Here is a 16,267-nt window from a genome sequence, read left to right on the forward strand (position 1 = left end):
AGCCCGCCTTGAACCAGCCTGATCCTCCCCCTCCGGTCATTGCGGCGGTCGTCGTTACCTTCAACCGGCTGGCGCATCTGGAAAAGACGCTGGCCCGCCTGCTGGCCGAGCCGCTCGACCATGTCGTGGTGGTCGAGAACGGCTCGACTGATGGCACGCGGGAATGGCTGGCCGGGCAGGGCGATCCGCGGCTGGTCGTCATCGAGATGCCGGAAAACGGCGGCGGCGCGCTGGGGTTCGAGGTGGGCATGCGCGAGACCGGCCGCAGGCTCGACCCCGACTGGCTGGTCCTGATGGACGACGATGCCCGGCCCGCGACCGGCGCCATCGCCCGGTTCCGGCAAGGCCTGGCCGAGGGTCGCTGGCCCGGCGCCGAGGCGCTGGCGGCGGCGGTGCGCTTTCCCGGCGGCCGGATCTGCGAGATGAACCGGCCCTGGGTCAACCCCTTCGGCGACCTGCCGGTCTTCCTGCGCGTGCTGGCGGGGGGCGGCCGGGCGGCCTTTCACATTCCCGACAGCGATTACGATGCGCCGGTGCCGCGGCCCCTGGACGGCACCTCCTTCGTCGGCTTCTTCGTGTCGCGCGCCGGGGTGGCCCGTGCCGGCTATCCCGATGGCCGGCTGTTCATCTATGGCGACGACGTGCTCTATTCCCTGGGACTGACCCAGGCCGGCGGCCGGCTGCTTTTCGCCCCGGACCTGGAGTTCGAGCATGATTGCGCGACCCAGACCGCGGGGGCGACGCCCCGGCCGCTCTGGAAGGTGTATTACCTGCATCGCAACGCCTGGTTCGTCTATCGCCGGGTCGCAGGCCGGCTGTTCTTTCCGCCGCTGATGGCGCTGATGCTGCTGAAATGGCTGCGCAAGGGCCGGTTGCTGCCCGCCGCCGAGCGGCGCATCTGCCGCCGGCTGATCCGGCTGGCGGTGCGGGACGCCTTTCGCGGCGAACTGGGCCGCAGCCATGCCCAGATCATGGCCCTGGCCGATGGCGTCGGCACGACTGCCCCCTGGGCCGAGGGCACCGCGAGCGGCTCGCCGGCCGCCGGCGACGACCGCTGAGCCGCCCGGCGATCCGAAGCCGCTCACCGGCCCCCTTTTTGGCGGAATCCCGTGCGGTTGCGGGGCGCCACGCCTGCCTTGGAAGGCCGGAAAATGCGTTGCCCCGGCCACGGTGGAATGCATCGGCCAAGAGCAGGGCCGTGCCAGCGGGTGCGAAAACAGGCTGCCGACCGGGCGTCCACTTGAAGCGGTTCGGCCATGGCTGCCGGCCCGGATCGCCGAGCCTTACTGGATCTGCTGGCCGATATCCTCGATCAGGATGCGCCTGACATTCGGCCCCGCGGCCTTTTGCCCCGCCGCAAGCAGGGCGGCGCGCAGGCGTTGCAGGGCGGGTTCGGCGGTGAAATTGCCGTTGAAGCCGCCGGTATTCGCCTCGATCATCAGCGCGTTCAGCAAGGCGTCCCGCAGCCGATGCTCCTGCGCCTCGATCTCTGCGCGGGCCGAGGCGGGCATCTCGACGCTCAGCGACAGGATCATGATCGCCGATGGCGTGCCGTTGCGCAGGATCGGCACGAAAACTGGTTGGGAAACGCGAACCAGTCGAGGCTGGCCTCGGCAGCGCCGCCGCCGTCGCCGCTGCCCTCGCCGCCATGGCCCTGCGCGGGATCGGCGGATTCGGACACCTGATGGCCCGGCTCGGCCGCCGTGGCGGCGTCGCCCTGGACGGAGGCAGCCGGCTTCGCGCCGCCCAGCATGTCGCCGCCGACCGCGCCGCCCAGAAAGGCCAGCAGGGGGATCAGGATAAGCAGGATCTTTTTCACCGGGCCCCCCTCCGTCTTCAGTAAGGCAAGAGGATGTCGGCCAGCTGCTGGCCATAGCGTGGCTGCTGGACATCGCTGATCTGGCCGCGGCCGCCATAGGAAATGCGCGCGCCCGCGATGCGGTCATAGGCGATCTCGTTGCGCCGCCCGATATCCGAGGGGCGGACGAAGCCGCTGACGGTCAGTTCGCGCAGCTCGTAGTTCACCCGCACCTCCTGCGTGCCCTGGATGCGCAGGACGCCGTTGGGCAGCCGGTCCACCACCGTCGCCGCGACGCGCAGGGTCAGCTTGTCGCGGCGCGAGATATTGCCGCTGCCCTTGTAGCTGGAGGATGCCTTGGCCTCGGCCAGTTCCTCCATGCTGGCGCCTTCCGGCAGGATGCGGTCGATGCGCTGCGGCAGGCCTGCCAGCGAGGGGATGCCGACCTTGTCGGCCGAACTGCGGCTGCGCCCCGAACTGTTCTGGATTTCGGCGCTGTCGTCGATCTCGATCACCACGGTCAGGATGTCGCCGCGCGTCGAGGCGCGCCGGTCCGCGACCAGCGAATTCTGCGACATGCTCCAGAGCGAGGCCGTGCTGTCCGCCCGATAGGGCAGCTCCTGTACGCCATGGCCCGACGAGGTCATCGCCTGGTATTCGACGCTGCTTTCGGGGGCGGTCATGTTGGGCACCTGCCCGATCTGCGAGACCCGGCCGCAGGCCGAAAGCGACAGGGCAAGGGACAGGGCGCCAAGCAGCAGCGCGGGGCGGGGAGACATGGGCTGGAGCATGGGCTGCCTTTCAGTTCTGCCGGACGATGACCGTCCCGTCCGGGGCCACCCGGCCCGAGACGGTCACGCGCGAGGCGTTGTTCATGACGCGGATGACCTGCCCGGCGCTGCCGGCCGAAAGCGCGCGGCCCTCGGCCTCGATCCGCAGGGCGGCCTTTTCATAGGCGATGGTGACGATCTGGTTGCGCCCGACCAGGGTCGGCGCAGTCAGGGTCGAGGGGTCGATGCGGCGGCCCTGGTAGACCATGACGCGCAACTGCTGGCCCAGGACCGCGGCGATCTCCTCGATACCGCCGGGTTGGTCGGGGACCAGCGAGACGTCGCCGGCCGCGATCACCGTGCCGGCCGGCAGCGTGCGGTTGGCCACCACCGACCCGGCAAGCGTCCCTTGCGGCAGCAGCATCAGCAAAAGCACGAGCCCCCGCATCAGCGCACCTGCACCGTGGTGCCAAGCATCTGGTCCGCGGCGGTGATCACCTTGGAGTTCAGCTCGTAGCCGCGCTGCGCCTTGATCAGCTCGGCGATCTCGCGCACCGGATCGACCGCGCTTTCCTCGAGGAAGCCGGCGCGGATCGTGCCCAGCCCCTCTTGTCCCGGCGTGGCGACCTGGGGCGCGCCCGAGGCCGCGGTTTCCAGGAACAGGTTCGAGCCGATCGCCTCGAGCCCTTTGGCATTGACGAAATTGGCCAGGGTGATCTGGCCCAGGTTCTCGGGCTCGACCCGGTCGTCGAAATAGGCGAAGACCTGGCCGTCGGCATTGATCGCGATGCTGCGGGCCTCCTCGGGGATGGTGATGTCGGGCACCAGCGGATAGCCCTCGGAGGTGACGACCTGCCCTTCGGCCGAGCGTTTCAGGCTGCCGTCGCGGGTATAGGCCGAGATGCCCGAGGGCATCGTGACCTCCAGATAGCCGTTGCCGTCGATGGCGATGTCCAGATCGCCGTTGGTCTGGACCGGGGTGCCCTGCGCCAGCATGACCGTCACGCTGGCCGGGCGCACGCCCAGGCCAAGCTGCACGCCCGCCGGGACCATGGCGCCGGTGGCGGCGGTCAGCGTGCCGGGCCGGGTGGCCTGCTGGTATTGCAGGTCGGCGAACTCCGCCCGCCGCGGGTTGTAGCCCGTCGTGGACATGTTCGCGAGGTTGTTCGAGATGACATCGACGCGCATCTGCTGCGCGCTCATGCCCGATGCCGCGATCTGAAGTGCTCTCATGCTTTGTCCTTTCACCGGGTCAGCGAGGTGATGGTCTGGCGGATGCGCTGGTCTTCCTGGTCGAGGAAGCTCTGGCCCAGCTGATAGGCGCGCTGGACCTCGATCATGCGGGCGATTTCCAGCACCGGATCGACGTTGGAATCCTCCAGAAAGCCCTGGCGCAGCACCGCCTGGTCCAGCGGCTCGACCGCGCCGCCGGGATCGAAGAGCGTGCCGGCGATATGACGCAGCCGTGCCGGGTCGGGGCTGGCGAAGACGCCGATCCGGCCGATCGGGCTGCCGTCGGCCGAGATGGTGCCGTCGGTGCCGATCCCGACGCTGCCCACCCCGGCCGGGATCACGATCGGGGCCTCGCCGTCGTCGAGCAGCGGATAGCCGTCGGGATTGACCAGCTCGCCCTCGGCATTGGTCATGAAGGCACCGGCGCGGGTCAGGCGGTTGCCCTGCGGGGTCTGGACCATCAGGAATCCCTCGCCGTCGATGGCCATGTCGAAGCGGCCGTTGGTCTGGGTCATGCCGCCGGGGGCAAGATCCACCAATCGGCCGCGGCCATTGGCCATGGCCAGGGTTTCGCCACGCCCGTCCAGCGCCACCATGTATTCCGAAAACACCACGCCCTCGCGCCGGAAGCCGGCGGTATTGGCGTTGGCGATGTTGTTGGCGACGGTGTGCATCTCTCGCATCAGGCCGGATTGCCGGGTCAATGCGGCATAGATCGCGTTCTCCATGGCCTATGACCCCGCGATCTGCGGCAGGATCCGGTCGGTGAAGAAGCTGGTCAGCGTCGCGGTCATGAAGCTCATACTGACCCAGAACACCACCAGCATCAGGCCGATCTTGGGCACGAAGGTCAGCGTCATCTCCTGTACCGAGGTCAGCGCCTGAAAGAGGCCGATGACCACGCCGGTCACCAGCGCCACGATCAGCAGCGGCGCCGACATGCGCACCGCGATCCACAGCGCCTGCCGGGTCAGGTCGAAGATCTGGTTCTCGTCCATGACTACCCCTCAGACCGGCATGCGCAGGATTTCCTGATAGGCCTCGACCACCTTGTCGCGGATCGTTACCACGGTCTCGAGCGCGATCTCGGCCTGGGCGATGCTGTGGACCAGGTCATGCGTCTCGGTCTTGCCGGTCATGGCGCCGGTGGCGGCCAGGTCGACCCGTTCCATCACGCGGGCAAAATCCGTCGCGGCGTTGGTCACACCCTGCGGCAGGCCCGCGGCCGGGGCGACGGCATGGCGGGCGCGGTCATAGGCGGTTGCGGCGGAGGTGGCGGCGATTGTCGGTGAAGAAATCATGGCATTGCCCCTTAGCGGCGGATCAGATCCAGCAGCGAACTGCCCATCTGGCGGGATTGTTCAAAGACGCGCAGATTGGCCTCGTAGCTGCGGCTTGCCTCTTTCGCGTCGGCGATCTCGACGATCAGGTCCACGTTGGAGCCCGCGTAATAGCCTCCGTCGTCGGCCATCGGATGCGCGGGGTCGTAGACGCGCGGCAATTCGCGCCGGTCCAGCCGGGTCGGCCCCGCGGCGACCGCGCCGGTCGGGCGGCCGAAATCGACCTGTTCCTGGAACGCCACCAGCTTGCGGCGATAGCCGGGTGTGTCGGCATTGGCGATGTTTTCCGAAATATGGCGCAGGCGCACGGCCTGGGATTTCATCCCCGACACGGCCAGTTCGGTCGCGGAAAGCGGCTGGGTCATGATCGCCCCCTCAGCCGCGGCGGCCAAGGCTGGTGCGGACCAGCGCAAGCGAGGACTTGGTCACCGCCAGCGACAGGTCGAACTGGCGCTTGGCGGCGGCGCTGCGAAACATCTCGTCTTCGAGCGAGACGGAGTTGCCGTTGGGCGCGGGCTCGCCACCGGCATCGGCGATGCGCGCGGAGCCCGCCCCCCAGCCGGCCCCCGCCAGATGCCCCGGCCGCGAGACGCGCATGCCCGTGGTCCTCTGGCTGCGATAGGTTTCGGCAAAGCCGGCAAGATCGCGTGACCGGAAGCCGGGGGTGTCGGCATTGGCGACGTTCCGGGCGATCAGTTTTTGCCGTTCGGCGGCATGGGCCGTCAGCGAACTGGCCATCCGCAGGGTGTCGATACGGTCAAACATCGAGGCTTCTCCTCAGGTTCCGATAAACCCGGTCTTAACCTCGACTGGTTTAGAAACCCTTTCGAGGCAGGGGCGCCCGCCGAAAAAAGCGAGGACGAAATGGATAAAATGCAATCTATCGCGACGCGGATACGGCGGGTCCGCCTGACCCGGCATTTCGGCCAGGTCAGCGCGATCCAGGCCGGGGTGATCCTGGCGGGCGGGCTGAACAGCCATGCGTCCCTGGGTGATCGCGTCGTCTTTTTAATGCGTTCCGGCGAAAACCTCGGCGGCGAGATCATTGCGCTGCATGCCGACCAGGCGGCGATCCTGCCCGAGGGGCCGATGGACGGGTTGTCGATCGGCACGCGGGTCGAGCTGGTTTTTGCGCCGATGCTGGCGCCGGCGAATGGCTGGATCGGGCGAATCATCGACCCTTTCGGCAGGCCCCTCGACGGCCGTCCTCTGGTCGCCGGCGGCGAGGAACGCGGCTTTCGGCCCGCCCCGCCGCCGGCCGCCCTGCGCAACCGGCTGGGCGGGCGGCTGGATACCGGGCTTGCGGTCTTCGACACGCTGCTGCCCCTGGTGCGCGGCCAGCGGATGGGGCTGTTCGCCGGCTCGGGCGTCGGCAAGTCGACGCTGCTTTCGGCGCTGGCCCAGGGGGTCTCGGCCGATGTCGTGGTGATCGCGCTGGTGGGCGAGCGCGGGCGCGAACTGCGCGAATTCGTCGAGGAGACGCTGGGTGAGGCAGGGATGGCCCGCGCCGTCGTGGTGGTGGCGACCTCGGATCAGTCGCCGCTGATGCGGCGGCGTTGCGCCTGGGCGGCGATGACGGTGGCCGAGCATTTCCGCGACCAGGGCCGGCATGTGCTGTTCCTGGCCGATTCGATCACCCGCTTTGCCGAGGCCCATCGGGAAATCGCCTTGGCGGCGGGGGAAAGCCCCAGCTATCGCGGCTTTCCGCCCTCGACCTCGCATCTGATCATGTCGCTGGCCGAGCGTTCCGGGCCGGGCCCCGAGGGGTCGGGCGACATCACCGCGATCTTCAGCGTGCTGGTCGCCGGCTCGGACATGGAGGAACCGGTGGCCGACATCCTGCGCGGCGTGCTGGACGGCCATGTCGTGCTGGACCGCGCCATCGCCGAGCGCGGGCGGTTCCCGGCGGTGGACGTGCTGCGCTCGGTCTCGCGTTCCCTGCCGCAGGCGGCCAGTGCGGCCGAGAACGCGCTGATCGCGCGGGCGCGGGCGACGCTGGGCACCTATGCCGAATCCGAGCTGATGATCCGCGCCGGGCTTTATGCGCCGGGCTCGGACCCCCGGCTGGACGAGGCGGTGCGGCTTTACCCGGCCCTGGACGCCTTCTTCACCCGGCAAGGCGCCGATGCGGGGCAAAGCTTTGCGCTCTTGGCCGAGGCTCTGGGCGTTCCGGCGCCGAAACCGGGCTGAAGGCGAAAGAAGCCTATGAATCCGGCGGGGCTATGACATGATTGATGAATGTTAACCGGAGTCCCGAGATCATTGCACCGCCCGCGGCGCGTTGACAATCTTCGGCGGTCGAGCCGAGGAGCGTCATGGCCATCACCGAATATTTCGTCCGATATTTGCAAAGACGAGACCTGCTTTCCGAATCCGATATTGCCTGCCTGCGCGCCATTCCGACCCAGCATGTCTGCTTTCGTCCCGGCGAGGTGATCGTGCCACGCGGGCGGATGGCCAGGCGCAGCTGCATGATGCTGCGCGGCATGTCGGCCCGCCAGCATGAGCTGGTCGGGCGTCCGGGCGAGCGGGTGATCACCGCCCTGCATGTTCCGGGGGATTTCGTGGACCTGCACGCCTTCGTGCTGGCGGGGCTGGAACATGACGTGATCTCGGTCGGTGAATCCGAGGTCGAGTTCGTCGATCATGCCGAGCTGCGGCAGATCACCCAGAACTTCCCGCATCTGACCCGGCTCTTGTGGATGTCCACCGCGATCGACGCGGCGATTCACCGGCAATGGCTGGTCGCGGCCGCTTCGCTGCGCTCCAGCGCGCATCTGGCCCATCTTCTATGCGAGCTTTACACGCGGCTGGCCAGTGTGGGCGCGGCGCAGGACCACCGCTTCACCCTGCCGCTGCTGCAAAGGGAACTGGCCGACATCCTGGGCTATACGCCGATCCATGTGAACCGCGCCGTGCGCGACCTGCGCGCCGACGGGCTGATCCGCTGGATCGGCACCGAGGTCGAGATCCTCGACTGGCAGAGGCTGGCGCGGTTGGCGCGGTTCGATCCCGAATATCTGGAACTGGGCCGGGCCCGGCGCTAGATCCTGCCCATATCAAATCCAAGCATAGCCTGCGTTTTTGAGGTGGTTGGCGCATTCCTTTGCGGAGAAGCTGTCAGGTCATGTGCCGAGGCGTTTCCAGGCGGCTTCGACGGTGCGTTCGGCGGCGGAGCGCATGAGGGGCTTGGGCGCGGCGAACATGAGGGGGCGAACGCCATGCGTTCGAGTGAGCCCCCGATCGTGTTCGATGGAGCTCAGATCCGGGCTGTATGGCGGGAGGAACAGCAGATGCGCGCCTGCCGCCCGCATGGCCTTTCGCACCGCGCCGCCCTTGTGGCTGCCGAGATCGTCCATGACCACCACGTCGCCCGGACGCAGGGTCGGGAAGAAGCACCGGCTCGACACAGGCGCGGAACAGATCCCCATTGATCGGGCCATCGATGACGCAGGGCGCGTCGATCCGCTCCACCCGCGGCGCCCCCACGAAGGTCATCCTGCGCCAGTGCCCCTGTGGCGCACGGCCCGGCAGGCGGGTGCCCCTCGGCCCCCGGCCGCGCCGCGGGGCCATGTTTGTCTGCGCCCGGGTTTCCTCGATGAACACGAGCCGGCGCGGGTCGATCCTGTGCTGGTGCCGCCGCCAGCGGGCGCGGCGGCGGGCGATGTCGGGCCGTCCGGTCTCGGCGGCAAGGACGGCCTTTTTTTGAACGACACCCCCTCGGCATGGACGAAACGCCACAACGCGCCATAGCTGACCCTGACCCCGCGCGCGGCCAGCCCGGCCCGGAGCCGGCGCAGGGGCAGCGAGGGGTGTTCCGCAAGCCGGGCCAGCGCGTCGTCCCGTCCCGGCGCCATCACATCGCGCCGCTTACCGCCCATCGGACTGGCCTCGCAACTGCCTGTCGCGCGCCATCTCCGGGACCATTTCACAACGCTCGGCACGCTGAGGCCGAACATAGACGCAACCGCGCGCACCGTCTCTCCCTCAGCAACGCGCGCAACAACGCGTGTCCGAAGATCGCTGGACAAAGGTCTCGCCATGCATGCCGGCCTCCTTTCCCAGCAGCCATGTCGAAGCAGACCACCCCCGATCTGGGAACGCCCGATCCAGCCTGAAACGATCAGGCTTTAGGCGCTATTGGCACAGCCGAAAGCCGCCGCGCCGGGCCTTGATGTCCAGGTGCAGGTGGTCGTCATGCGCGGCATTGGCCCCGGGCCCGAGGACGGTGGTGAAATGCAGGCAGGCGGTGCCGCGCGCCGCGCGCTGGAAGGCCTCCTGCAAGTCGCCGTTGTCCTGGCGCGGGCCGACCTCGATGCGGGAGCCGTCGTCGAAGCGGAAGGCGGCGATGTCGAAAGCGTTGCCGAAGGCATGTTCCGACAGGCTCTCGCCCGCGGTCCCGACGGTCGGCCGGCATTGATAGGTCGAGCCCGGCTCCAGCGCCACCAGCCGCGGTTGGCCCGGCAGCAGCGCCGCGGCGGGGCGGACGAAATCGCGCAGCCAATGCGCCAGGTGCCGCGCCAGGTCGCAGCGCATGGGCGCGCCGCCCGGAATCTCGATCCCCGGCAGGGGCTGGCGCAGCAGGACCGGGCGGTCGATGCCGCAATCGCGCTGATCGGGGTCGAGGATCGGCGGCGCCTCGCTGTAATCGGCGCCCAGCAGCGTCAGTTCCAGCAGGCAGGCGGAATGATCGAAATCGCTTTCGCGCAGGGTCGCACGAATCGGCGGGCCGGTCGGGGCAGGGGCTGCGGGTGCGGCCTCTGCTGCGGCGTTCTCCGGGGTCTCGGGCTCCGGGACGGGCTCGGCAGCCGGCTCGGGCGCTACCTCTGCCTCTGCCTCCGCCTCGGGTTCCGGCCGGGGCGCGGGGCGGTCGGCGGCGGGATGGTCGGGACGCGGGGCAGGCGCATCCTGCCCCGATGCCGGGCCGGCCAACAGCGCGGCCATCGCCACCAGCATCGGCGCCAGCCCGCGCATCCTCAGGGCTGTCCGGCCTGGGGATACAGCGTCACGCTGCCCGGTGCCTGTCCGGGCAGGCTTTCCGGCAGCACCGCGTCCGAGGGGTATTCTGGCTCGTCCTGTGCGGGCAGGGTGGGGGCCGTCTCGGGGACCAGCGGCTCGTCCGGGGCCGGGCCGGCGGGGGTGATGACCAGCGGTTCGGGTGTGACCACGGTGGCGGCGGTTGCAGCGGCGGCCTCGGCCGCGGTCGCGGCGGCGGGGATGGCCATCGCCGCGGATGCGGCCGGCGGCAGCCGGTCGCCGCGGGCCAGCGGGCGGGTTCCGGCGATGGCCGCGACCGCCGCGGTCTGCGTCGCCGCCGCCACGGGCGAGATGCCGGTCACGTCGGCGATCCGTACGCCGGGGGGCAGGAACTCGACCGTCGTCACCTTGGGCTTGACCATATGCGCCAGTTCCCATGCGTCCCAGTTGGTCAGCCGCACGCAGCCATGCGACTGGTTCAGGAACAGCTGCGAGGGCGTGGCGGTTCCGTGGATGCCATAGGTCGGCTCGGACAGGTCGATCCAGACATTGCCGACCGGTCCGTTCGGTCCCGGCGGGATGATCAGCACCCGGTCGTTCTCGCCCTGCTTGAAGTTGCGATGCGGGTTGTAGGTATAGGTCGGGTTCAGCGCCACCGCGTCCACGACATGATTGCCATGGGGCGAGGGGGTGTCGGACGAACCGACCGTGGCCGGGTAATCCGCGACCATGTTGCCCTTGGCGTCATAGGCGGCGACGCGGCGGGTTTCCTTGTCCACGATGATGCGGGTGACGGTGGCGCGGATCGGCTTGGCGGGCACGGTGGCATGGATCGTCTCGCCGGGCTGGAAGCGGGCGCCGGGGTTCAGCTTGGCCAGGAACTTTTCGTCCATGTGGAACCGTTCGGCCAGCTTTTCCAGCACGCTGGTATAGCCCTGCGAAGTCATCGCGGCCTTTTCGGCATAGTCCGGGGGGATGCGGTCTACCAGGCCGGCCGCGTCCTCCTCGGTGATGGTATAGGTCGTGGTCAGCGGCGCGGCGGCATAGCCCTGAAGCAGTTCCCAGACCGCGTGATCCATGCGCCCGGTCATCGGCAGGCCCGAGCGGCGCTGGAAGGCCATGATGGCGCTTTCGCTCATGCCGCCGCGCCAGCCGTCCACCACGCCGGGCGAGATGCCGGCGCGGTCCAGCAGGATCTGCACCTTGGCAGTCAGCGCGGATTGGCCCGCGGGCAGGTCGGTGCCGCCATAGACGGCCGCCTCGATCTCGGCCGGGGTGATCGAGGTCAGGGCGCGGGGCTTGGGGGGGGCTACGACCGGCGCGGCGGCGCCGGAGGCGGGCGCCACGGCCGCGGTTTGCGCCCAGCCGGCGGAAAGCGGCAGCACCAGGGCCGCCGCGGCCAGGGAGAGATGCGAAAAAAGGCCCGCGCGGGGTCGGGTCGGGAACATGCTCGGAACCGTTCTGTTTGCCTGTGGTCTTCTGGTTTTGTCGGGCACATTTGGCCAAATGTGCCGCCCAAGGCAAGCAAGAGCCGGTCAACTCGGGTTGAACGCGTCCTTCAGATCGTGGCGGCGAAGCGGTGATGCTGCGGGAAATAGCGCCGCGTCAGCGAAACCGGCATGTTGTTCAGCCAGTCGATCCGTTCGGCCAGCAGGACCGGGTCGCCCGGCGCCAGTCCCAGCGCCTCGGCGATGAAGCCCGAACCGGCCAGCGTCGCCCCGATCGCCATGCTGGCGCGGTTGATCGGCACATGGCCCAGCAGCCATTCGCAGGGGCTCATCTGCACCAGCGCCTCGCGCGTCAGGCCGGGGGTGGCATAGTTGTTGATCCAGCGTTCCTCGCAGCAATAGGGCGCCTCGTCGGCGCTGAACCGGGCCCGGACCCGCAAGAGGCTGTCATCGGTGCGCAGCAGCATGGCCTGCGCGACATCCGCCGGGGGCGCGCATTCCTGATAGTCCAGCAACGCATAGCCATAGGCCTTGCCCGCCGCCTCGATCTCGCGCTTCAGCAGGAAGCGCACCATCTGCACGCGCGGATGCTGCGCGACGCGGGTTCCGACCTTGCGCCGGCGTTCCAGGACGCCGCTTTGCGCCAAGGTCTGCAGGGCGCGGTTCACGGTGGCGCGGGCGCAGCCGAACTCGGTCGCCAGTTCGGCTTCGGTCGGAATCAACTCGCCCTCGGGCCATTGGCCGTCGTGGATGCGGGTCAGAACCTCTTCCTGGACGGCCTGCCAGGTCATGTTGCGGCGCTTCCGGTCTTGTGCTTCGGCCGAAAGCGCCTGTGCCAGGTGGCGGGGAAGTTCAATCATCTCTGGAATATGTCTTTGTGTCGAGGTGGCGGCAGAACTCGATATGTCTGGAACAAGCGGTTTCGCGGCGTCGAGGCTGCAACAAGGCCGAAATCCATGTCTCGCCCGGCCGGAGACTTAAGTAAACTTATTGGTTTAGTTTTTGAGTGCAAATTCCCGTGAGGGTCAAGGGCAATCGCACGGATCGGCCGTGATCCGCCTGCCGCGGTTGACATTTTCCCGGCCGGACAGGACAAATCGGGCGATTCTCAAGAGGTGATGCCGTGTCGGAAGCTTCGATGTTCCGCGGCCAGGGCGTTTCCGCCACGGCCTGGACGGTACTGGTGGCGATCAGCCTGTGCCACATGATCAACGACATCATGCAGTCCATGCTGGCCGCGATCTATCCCTTGCTGCGCGAGGAATTCGCGCTGTCCTATTGGCAGATCGGCATGATGACCTTTGCGTTCCAGGTCACCGCCTCGCTCTTGCAGCCGGTGGTGGGCATGGTGACGGATCGCAACCCGATGCCGCGTTCGCTGGCGGTGGGCATGGGCTCGACCTTTATCGGCGTGCTGCTGCTGGCGCTCGCGCATGAATATTGGGTGCTTCTGTCGGGGGCGATGCTGATCGGCATCGGTTCGGCCGTGTTCCATCCCGAAAGCTCGCGCGTGGCCCGCATCGCCTCGGGCGGGCGATTCGGCACGGCGCAGTCGCTGTTCCAGCTGGGCGGCAATTTCGGATCGGCGCTGGGGCCGCTTCTGGCCGCCTTCATCGTGGTGCCGCTGGGCCGGCCCTCGGTCGCGATCTTCTCGATCGCCGCCATGGCGGGATCGGCGATCCTGTGGCGGATCGGCAGCTGGGCCGACGGGCGGCGCAAGGCCGCCGCCGCGCGTCCCGCCGAGGCCCTGCCATTCACCCGGCAGCGGGTGGCGCTGGCCATCGTGGTGCTGGCGCTGCTGACCTTCACCAAGAACATCTACACCGCCAGCATTTCCAGCTATTACACCTTCTTCCTGATCGAGAAATTCGGGCTCAGCACCCAGCATGCGCAGGTGATGCTGTTCCTGTTTCTGGGCGGCATGGCGGCGGGCGTCATGCTGGGCGGGCTGGTCGGCGACCGGGTCGGTCCCTTGAAGGTGATCTGGTTCTCGATCCTGGGCATCCTGCCCTTTACCCTGGTCCTGCCGCATGTCGGGCTGGTCGCGACCGGGCTTCTGACCGTGGTGATCGGGGTGATCCTGGCCTCGGCCTTTCCGGCCATCGTGGTCTTTGCGCAGGAGCTGGTACCGGGGCGGACCGGGATGATCGCCGGTATCTTCTTCGGCTTCGCCTTCGGCATGGGCGGGATTGCCGCCGCGGTGCTGGGGGTGATCGCGGATGCGAAGGGGATCGAATTCGTCTACCAGATCTGCTCCTATCTGCCGCTGATGGGTCTGCTGACCATCTTCCTGCCGCGGATGGGGCGTTTGTAGAGGCCGGGCCGGGGGCGCTGCCCCCGGACCCCCGGGATATTTGGGCAAGAAAGAAACATGACGACGACGATCAAGGCAAGGCCGATCACGGCCGAGGAATTCGCTCCCTATGGCGAGCTGCTGACCCCACGCGAGGCGCCCAGCAAGATGATCAATGCCGGGCGCTGCGAGCGCCATCACGCCCTGGCCACGGTCGAGCGCGGCGGCGGCGAGGCGATCATCTCGATCTTCCGCTCCGAGCCGGTGCGCCTGCCCTATGACTGCACCCTGCTGGAGCGGCATCCGCTGGGCTCGCAGGCCTTCGTGCCGCTGGGGCCGGATCCCTGGCTGTCGATCGTCGCCCCCGACCAGGGCGGCCGGCCGGGCGCGCCGATCGCCTTTCTGGTGCCGGCAGGCATGGGCGTGAACCTGCGGGCCGGGGTCTGGCACGGCGTGCTGACGCCGCTGGACCGGCCGGCCGATTTCCTGGTCGTGGATCGCGAGGGCGAGGGCGTGAACCTGGAAGAAGTCGAGATCGCCCCCGTCACCGTCGAGGCATGAGCCTGCCCGACTATTCCCTGGAGGATGCCGCGCTGCGTGGTGGGGCGCAGTTGGTTGCCGGCGTGGACGAGGTCGGGCGCGGGCCGCTGGCCGGTCCGGTCACGGCGGCAGCGGTGATCCTGGATGCCGCCTGCATCCCCGAGGGGCTGAACGATTCCAAGAAGCTGACCGCCAAGCGCCGCGAGGCGCTGGCCGAGCTGATCATGGCGCGCTGCGACTGGGCCGTCGGCCATGCCAGCGTCGAGGAGATCGACCGGCTGAACATCCTGCGTGCCTCGCATCTGGCGATGTGCCGGGCCATCGCCGGGCTGCGCCGGCGGCCCTGCCTGGTGCTGGTCGACGGCAACATGCTGCCGCGCGAGCTGGACCTGCCGGGGCAGGCGGTGGTCGGCGGCGATGCGCGTTGCCTGTCCATCGCCGCGGCCTCGATCCTGGCGAAACTGTTGCGCGATCGCATCATGGTGGATTTGGCGCAACAGCATCCCGGATACGGCTGGGAGGCGAATGCCGGTTATCCGACCCCGGCGCATCGCCGGGCGCTGCTAGATCTGGGCGTGACCCCATATCATAGGCGCAGCTTTGCCCCGGTCCACAAGATATTGTGTAAAGAAGAAATCGCAAGCCGTTGATTCGAAAAAGAATTTGACGGCGAATCGGCGGTGAATCATTATCGGCCCATCCAATCGGCAACCCAATAGCCGAAACCCGAGGCAGTGATGACCAAGCTTGACACCAAATCCCGCGCCGCGGCGCGAACCCTTCCGCTCAACCAGATTCTCGCCGGCGATTGCATCGAGGTCATGAATGCGCTGCCCGAGGCCAGCGTCGACCTGATCTTTGCCGACCCGCCCTATAACCTGCAGCTGAAGGGCGAACTGCACCGGCCGGACAATTCCCGCGTCGATGCGGTGGACGACCATTGGGATCAGTTTTCCGGCTTTGCCGCCTATGACCGCTTTACCTGCGACTGGCTGGCGGCGGCGCGGCGCATCCTGAAGCCGGACGGGGCGATCTGGGTCATCGGCTCCTATCACAACATCTTCCGCGTCGGGGCCGAGCTGCAGAACCAGGGTTTCTGGATCCTGAACGACGTGGTCTGGCGCAAGGCCAACCCGATGCCGAATTTCCGCGGCAAGCGGCTGACCAATGCGCATGAGACGATGATCTGGGCCAGCAAATCCGAGGGCGCGAAATACACCTTCAACTACGAGGCGCTGAAATCGCTGAACGAGGGCGTGCAGATGCGGTCGGACTGGGTGCTGCCGATCTGCACCGGCTCCGAGCGGCTGAAGGATGCCGGCGGCGCCAAGGCGCATCCGACCCAGAAACCCGAGGCGCTGCTGCACCGCATCCTGGTCGGATCCACCAATCCCGGCGACGTGGTGCTGGACCCGTTCTTCGGCACCGGCACCACCGGCGCCGTGGCCAAGATGCTGGGCCGCGATTTCATCGGCATCGAGCGCGAACAGGCCTATCGCGAGGTGGCCGAGAAGCGGCTGGCCCGCATCCGCAAGTTCGACAGCGAGGCCATCGCCACCCTCAAGCCCAAGCGCGCCGAGCCGCGGGTGCCCTTCGGCCAGGTGGTCGAGCGCGGCATGCTGCGGCCGGGCGAGGAGCTTTATTCGCTCAACAACCGCCACAAGGCCAAGGTGCGCGCCGATGGCAGCCTGATCGGCAATGACGTGAAGGGCTCGATCCACCAGGTCGGCGCGGCGCTGGAAGGGGCTCCCAGCTGCAACGGCTGGACCTATTGGCATTTCCGGCGCGAGGGACGGATGGTGCCCATCGACATCCTGCGCCAGCAGATCCGCGCCGAGATGGAGGCCGACAAGGGCCGCGCCCACTGA

Annotated in this window: 20 protein-coding genes and 1 pseudogene; 7 read left to right on the plus strand and 14 right to left on the minus strand. The window is 68.2% G+C overall.

Annotation, left to right across the window (positions count from 1 at the left end; genetic code table 11):
* Positions 1–8: 8 nt before the first annotated feature.
* On the plus strand, positions 9–1,058 hold the full coding sequence (locus ACNKFW_RS04660) for a glycosyltransferase (RefSeq protein WP_024845986.1): 1,050 nt from the start codon (positions 9–11) through the stop codon (positions 1,056–1,058).
* Between the two features lie 225 nt (positions 1,059–1,283).
* On the opposite strand, the gene ACNKFW_RS04665 is transcribed toward ACNKFW_RS04660, so the two are convergent.
* Genes ACNKFW_RS04665 through ACNKFW_RS04710 form a run of 10 tightly spaced genes read right to left on the minus strand, consistent with a single transcriptional unit; the run spans position 1,284 to position 5,906 of the window.
* Positions 1,284–1,535 carry a hypothetical protein gene (locus ACNKFW_RS04665; RefSeq protein WP_418024757.1) on the minus strand — a complete coding sequence of 84 codons (252 nt, stop codon included), beginning with the start codon at positions 1,533–1,535 and terminating at the stop codon, positions 1,284–1,286.
* On the minus strand, positions 1,532–1,819 hold the full coding sequence (locus ACNKFW_RS04670; protein WP_418024758.1) for a hypothetical protein: 288 nt from the start codon (positions 1,817–1,819) through the stop codon (positions 1,532–1,534). The genes ACNKFW_RS04665 and ACNKFW_RS04670 overlap by 4 nt, the downstream gene beginning before the upstream one ends.
* Positions 1,820–1,836: 17 nt before the next feature.
* The gene (flgH, locus tag ACNKFW_RS04675; RefSeq protein WP_051419843.1) at positions 1,837–2,589 is read right to left on the minus strand and encodes a flagellar basal body L-ring protein FlgH; all 753 of its coding nucleotides are present in this window, start codon (positions 2,587–2,589) and stop codon (positions 1,837–1,839) included.
* A 10-nt stretch (positions 2,590–2,599) separates the two neighbouring features.
* Complete coding sequence (gene flgA / locus ACNKFW_RS04680) at positions 2,600–3,016, minus strand: flagellar basal body P-ring formation chaperone FlgA (RefSeq protein WP_147427720.1); 417 nt, start codon at positions 3,014–3,016, stop codon at positions 2,600–2,602.
* Complete coding sequence (gene flgG / locus ACNKFW_RS04685) at positions 3,016–3,801, minus strand: flagellar basal-body rod protein FlgG (protein ID WP_147427721.1); 786 nt, start codon at positions 3,799–3,801, stop codon at positions 3,016–3,018. The genes flgA and flgG overlap by 1 nt, the downstream gene beginning before the upstream one ends.
* Before the next feature lie 11 nt (positions 3,802–3,812).
* Positions 3,813–4,529: a flagellar hook-basal body complex protein gene (locus ACNKFW_RS04690; protein ID WP_028710903.1), complete on the minus strand. Its 717-nt coding sequence runs from the start codon at positions 4,527–4,529 to the stop codon at positions 3,813–3,815.
* Between the two features lie 3 nt (positions 4,530–4,532).
* Positions 4,533–4,799, minus strand: coding sequence for a flagellar biosynthetic protein FliQ (locus tag ACNKFW_RS04695; protein ID WP_024845992.1), 267 nt, complete (start codon positions 4,797–4,799; stop codon positions 4,533–4,535).
* 9 nt (positions 4,800–4,808) lie between these two features.
* Positions 4,809–5,102, minus strand: a complete 294-nt coding sequence (locus tag ACNKFW_RS04700; RefSeq protein WP_418024761.1) for a flagellar hook-basal body complex protein FliE — start codon at positions 5,100–5,102, stop codon at positions 4,809–4,811.
* 11 nt (positions 5,103–5,113) lie between these two features.
* Positions 5,114–5,506, minus strand: a complete 393-nt coding sequence (gene flgC / locus ACNKFW_RS04705; protein ID WP_024845994.1) for a flagellar basal body rod protein FlgC — start codon at positions 5,504–5,506, stop codon at positions 5,114–5,116.
* Between the two features lie 10 nt (positions 5,507–5,516).
* Positions 5,517–5,906, minus strand: coding sequence for a FlgB family protein (locus tag ACNKFW_RS04710; protein ID WP_024845995.1), 390 nt, complete (start codon positions 5,904–5,906; stop codon positions 5,517–5,519).
* A 108-nt stretch (positions 5,907–6,014) separates the two neighbouring features.
* Here ACNKFW_RS04710 and ACNKFW_RS04715 point away from each other — a divergent pair, with 108 nt between their 5' ends.
* Entirely contained in the window at positions 6,015–7,331 is a 1,317-nt protein-coding gene (locus tag ACNKFW_RS04715) for a FliI/YscN family ATPase (RefSeq protein WP_036748507.1), read from the plus strand.
* A 125-nt stretch (positions 7,332–7,456) separates the two neighbouring features.
* Positions 7,457–8,188 (plus strand): Crp/Fnr family transcriptional regulator, encoded by a 732-nt coding sequence (locus ACNKFW_RS04720; protein WP_024845997.1) that lies wholly within the window; start codon positions 7,457–7,459, stop codon positions 8,186–8,188.
* 81 nt (positions 8,189–8,269) lie between these two features.
* On the opposite strand, the pseudogene ACNKFW_RS04725 reads toward ACNKFW_RS04720, so the two are convergent.
* The 4 genes and pseudogenes from ACNKFW_RS04725 to ACNKFW_RS04740 all read right to left on the minus strand — a co-directional run.
* Positions 8,270–9,184: pseudogene (locus ACNKFW_RS04725) on the minus strand (IS630 family transposase); the annotation flags it as partial.
* 94 nt (positions 9,185–9,278) lie between these two features.
* Positions 9,279–10,115, minus strand: coding sequence for an extensin family protein (locus tag ACNKFW_RS04730; protein ID WP_147427723.1), 837 nt, complete (start codon positions 10,113–10,115; stop codon positions 9,279–9,281).
* A gap of 2 nt (positions 10,116–10,117) precedes the next feature.
* Positions 10,118–11,566: a L,D-transpeptidase family protein gene (locus tag ACNKFW_RS04735; protein ID WP_147427724.1), complete on the minus strand. Its 1,449-nt coding sequence runs from the start codon at positions 11,564–11,566 to the stop codon at positions 10,118–10,120.
* A gap of 110 nt (positions 11,567–11,676) precedes the next feature.
* Positions 11,677–12,426, minus strand: a complete 750-nt coding sequence (locus tag ACNKFW_RS04740; RefSeq protein ID WP_147427725.1) for a GntR family transcriptional regulator — start codon at positions 12,424–12,426, stop codon at positions 11,677–11,679.
* 278 nt (positions 12,427–12,704) lie between these two features.
* Here ACNKFW_RS04740 and ACNKFW_RS04745 point away from each other — a divergent pair, with 278 nt between their 5' ends.
* From ACNKFW_RS04745 to ACNKFW_RS04760, 4 genes are all read left to right on the plus strand, one after another.
* Positions 12,705–13,880, plus strand: a complete 1,176-nt coding sequence (locus ACNKFW_RS04745; protein ID WP_028710823.1) for an MFS transporter — start codon at positions 12,705–12,707, stop codon at positions 13,878–13,880.
* A 57-nt stretch (positions 13,881–13,937) separates the two neighbouring features.
* Entirely contained in the window at positions 13,938–14,420 is a 483-nt protein-coding gene (locus ACNKFW_RS04750; protein WP_147427726.1) for an ureidoglycolate lyase, read from the plus strand.
* Positions 14,417–15,049 (plus strand): ribonuclease HII, encoded by a 633-nt coding sequence (locus ACNKFW_RS04755; protein WP_024845726.1) that lies wholly within the window; start codon positions 14,417–14,419, stop codon positions 15,047–15,049. The genes ACNKFW_RS04750 and ACNKFW_RS04755 overlap by 4 nt, the downstream gene beginning before the upstream one ends.
* Before the next feature lie 87 nt (positions 15,050–15,136).
* Positions 15,137–16,267 carry a site-specific DNA-methyltransferase gene (locus ACNKFW_RS04760; protein ID WP_147427727.1) on the plus strand — a complete coding sequence of 377 codons (1,131 nt, stop codon included), beginning with the start codon at positions 15,137–15,139 and terminating at the stop codon, positions 16,265–16,267.

Source organism: Paracoccus sp. TD-10, from assembly GCF_048270675.1.
GTDB lineage: Bacteria > Pseudomonadota > Alphaproteobacteria > Rhodobacterales > Rhodobacteraceae > Paracoccus > Paracoccus pantotrophus.

Coding starts and splice junctions, on each gene's coding strand:
- ACNKFW_RS04730 (WP_147427723.1), bottom strand. CDS start 10,115: ATGCGCGGGCTGGCGCCGATGCTGGTGGCGATGGCCGCGCTGTTGGCC.
- ACNKFW_RS04745 (WP_028710823.1), top strand. CDS start 12,705: ATGTTCCGCGGCCAGGGCGTTTCCGCCACGGCCTGGACGGTACTGGTG.
- flgH (WP_051419843.1), bottom strand. CDS start 2,589: ATGCTCCAGCCCATGTCTCCCCGCCCCGCGCTGCTGCTTGGCGCCCTG.
- ACNKFW_RS04735 (WP_147427724.1), bottom strand. CDS start 11,566: ATGTTCCCGACCCGACCCCGCGCGGGCCTTTTTTCGCATCTCTCCCTG.
- ACNKFW_RS04760 (WP_147427727.1), top strand. CDS start 15,137: ATGACCAAGCTTGACACCAAATCCCGCGCCGCGGCGCGAACCCTTCCG.
- ACNKFW_RS04755 (WP_024845726.1), top strand. CDS start 14,417: ATGAGCCTGCCCGACTATTCCCTGGAGGATGCCGCGCTGCGTGGTGGG.
- ACNKFW_RS04740 (WP_147427725.1), bottom strand. CDS start 12,426: ATGATTGAACTTCCCCGCCACCTGGCACAGGCGCTTTCGGCCGAAGCA.
- ACNKFW_RS04695 (WP_024845992.1), bottom strand. CDS start 4,799: ATGGACGAGAACCAGATCTTCGACCTGACCCGGCAGGCGCTGTGGATC.
- ACNKFW_RS04750 (WP_147427726.1), top strand. CDS start 13,938: ATGACGACGACGATCAAGGCAAGGCCGATCACGGCCGAGGAATTCGCT.
- ACNKFW_RS04690 (WP_028710903.1), bottom strand. CDS start 4,529: ATGGAGAACGCGATCTATGCCGCATTGACCCGGCAATCCGGCCTGATG.
- flgG (WP_147427721.1), bottom strand. CDS start 3,801: ATGAGAGCACTTCAGATCGCGGCATCGGGCATGAGCGCGCAGCAGATG.
- ACNKFW_RS04715 (WP_036748507.1), top strand. CDS start 6,015: ATGCAATCTATCGCGACGCGGATACGGCGGGTCCGCCTGACCCGGCAT.
- ACNKFW_RS04710 (WP_024845995.1), bottom strand. CDS start 5,906: ATGTTTGACCGTATCGACACCCTGCGGATGGCCAGTTCGCTGACGGCC.
- ACNKFW_RS04700 (WP_418024761.1), bottom strand. CDS start 5,102: ATGATTTCTTCACCGACAATCGCCGCCACCTCCGCCGCAACCGCCTAT.
- ACNKFW_RS04720 (WP_024845997.1), top strand. CDS start 7,457: ATGGCCATCACCGAATATTTCGTCCGATATTTGCAAAGACGAGACCTG.
- flgA (WP_147427720.1), bottom strand. CDS start 3,016: ATGCGGGGGCTCGTGCTTTTGCTGATGCTGCTGCCGCAAGGGACGCTT.
- flgC (WP_024845994.1), bottom strand. CDS start 5,506: ATGACCCAGCCGCTTTCCGCGACCGAACTGGCCGTGTCGGGGATGAAA.
- ACNKFW_RS04665 (WP_418024757.1), bottom strand. CDS start 1,535: ATGATCCTGTCGCTGAGCGTCGAGATGCCCGCCTCGGCCCGCGCAGAG.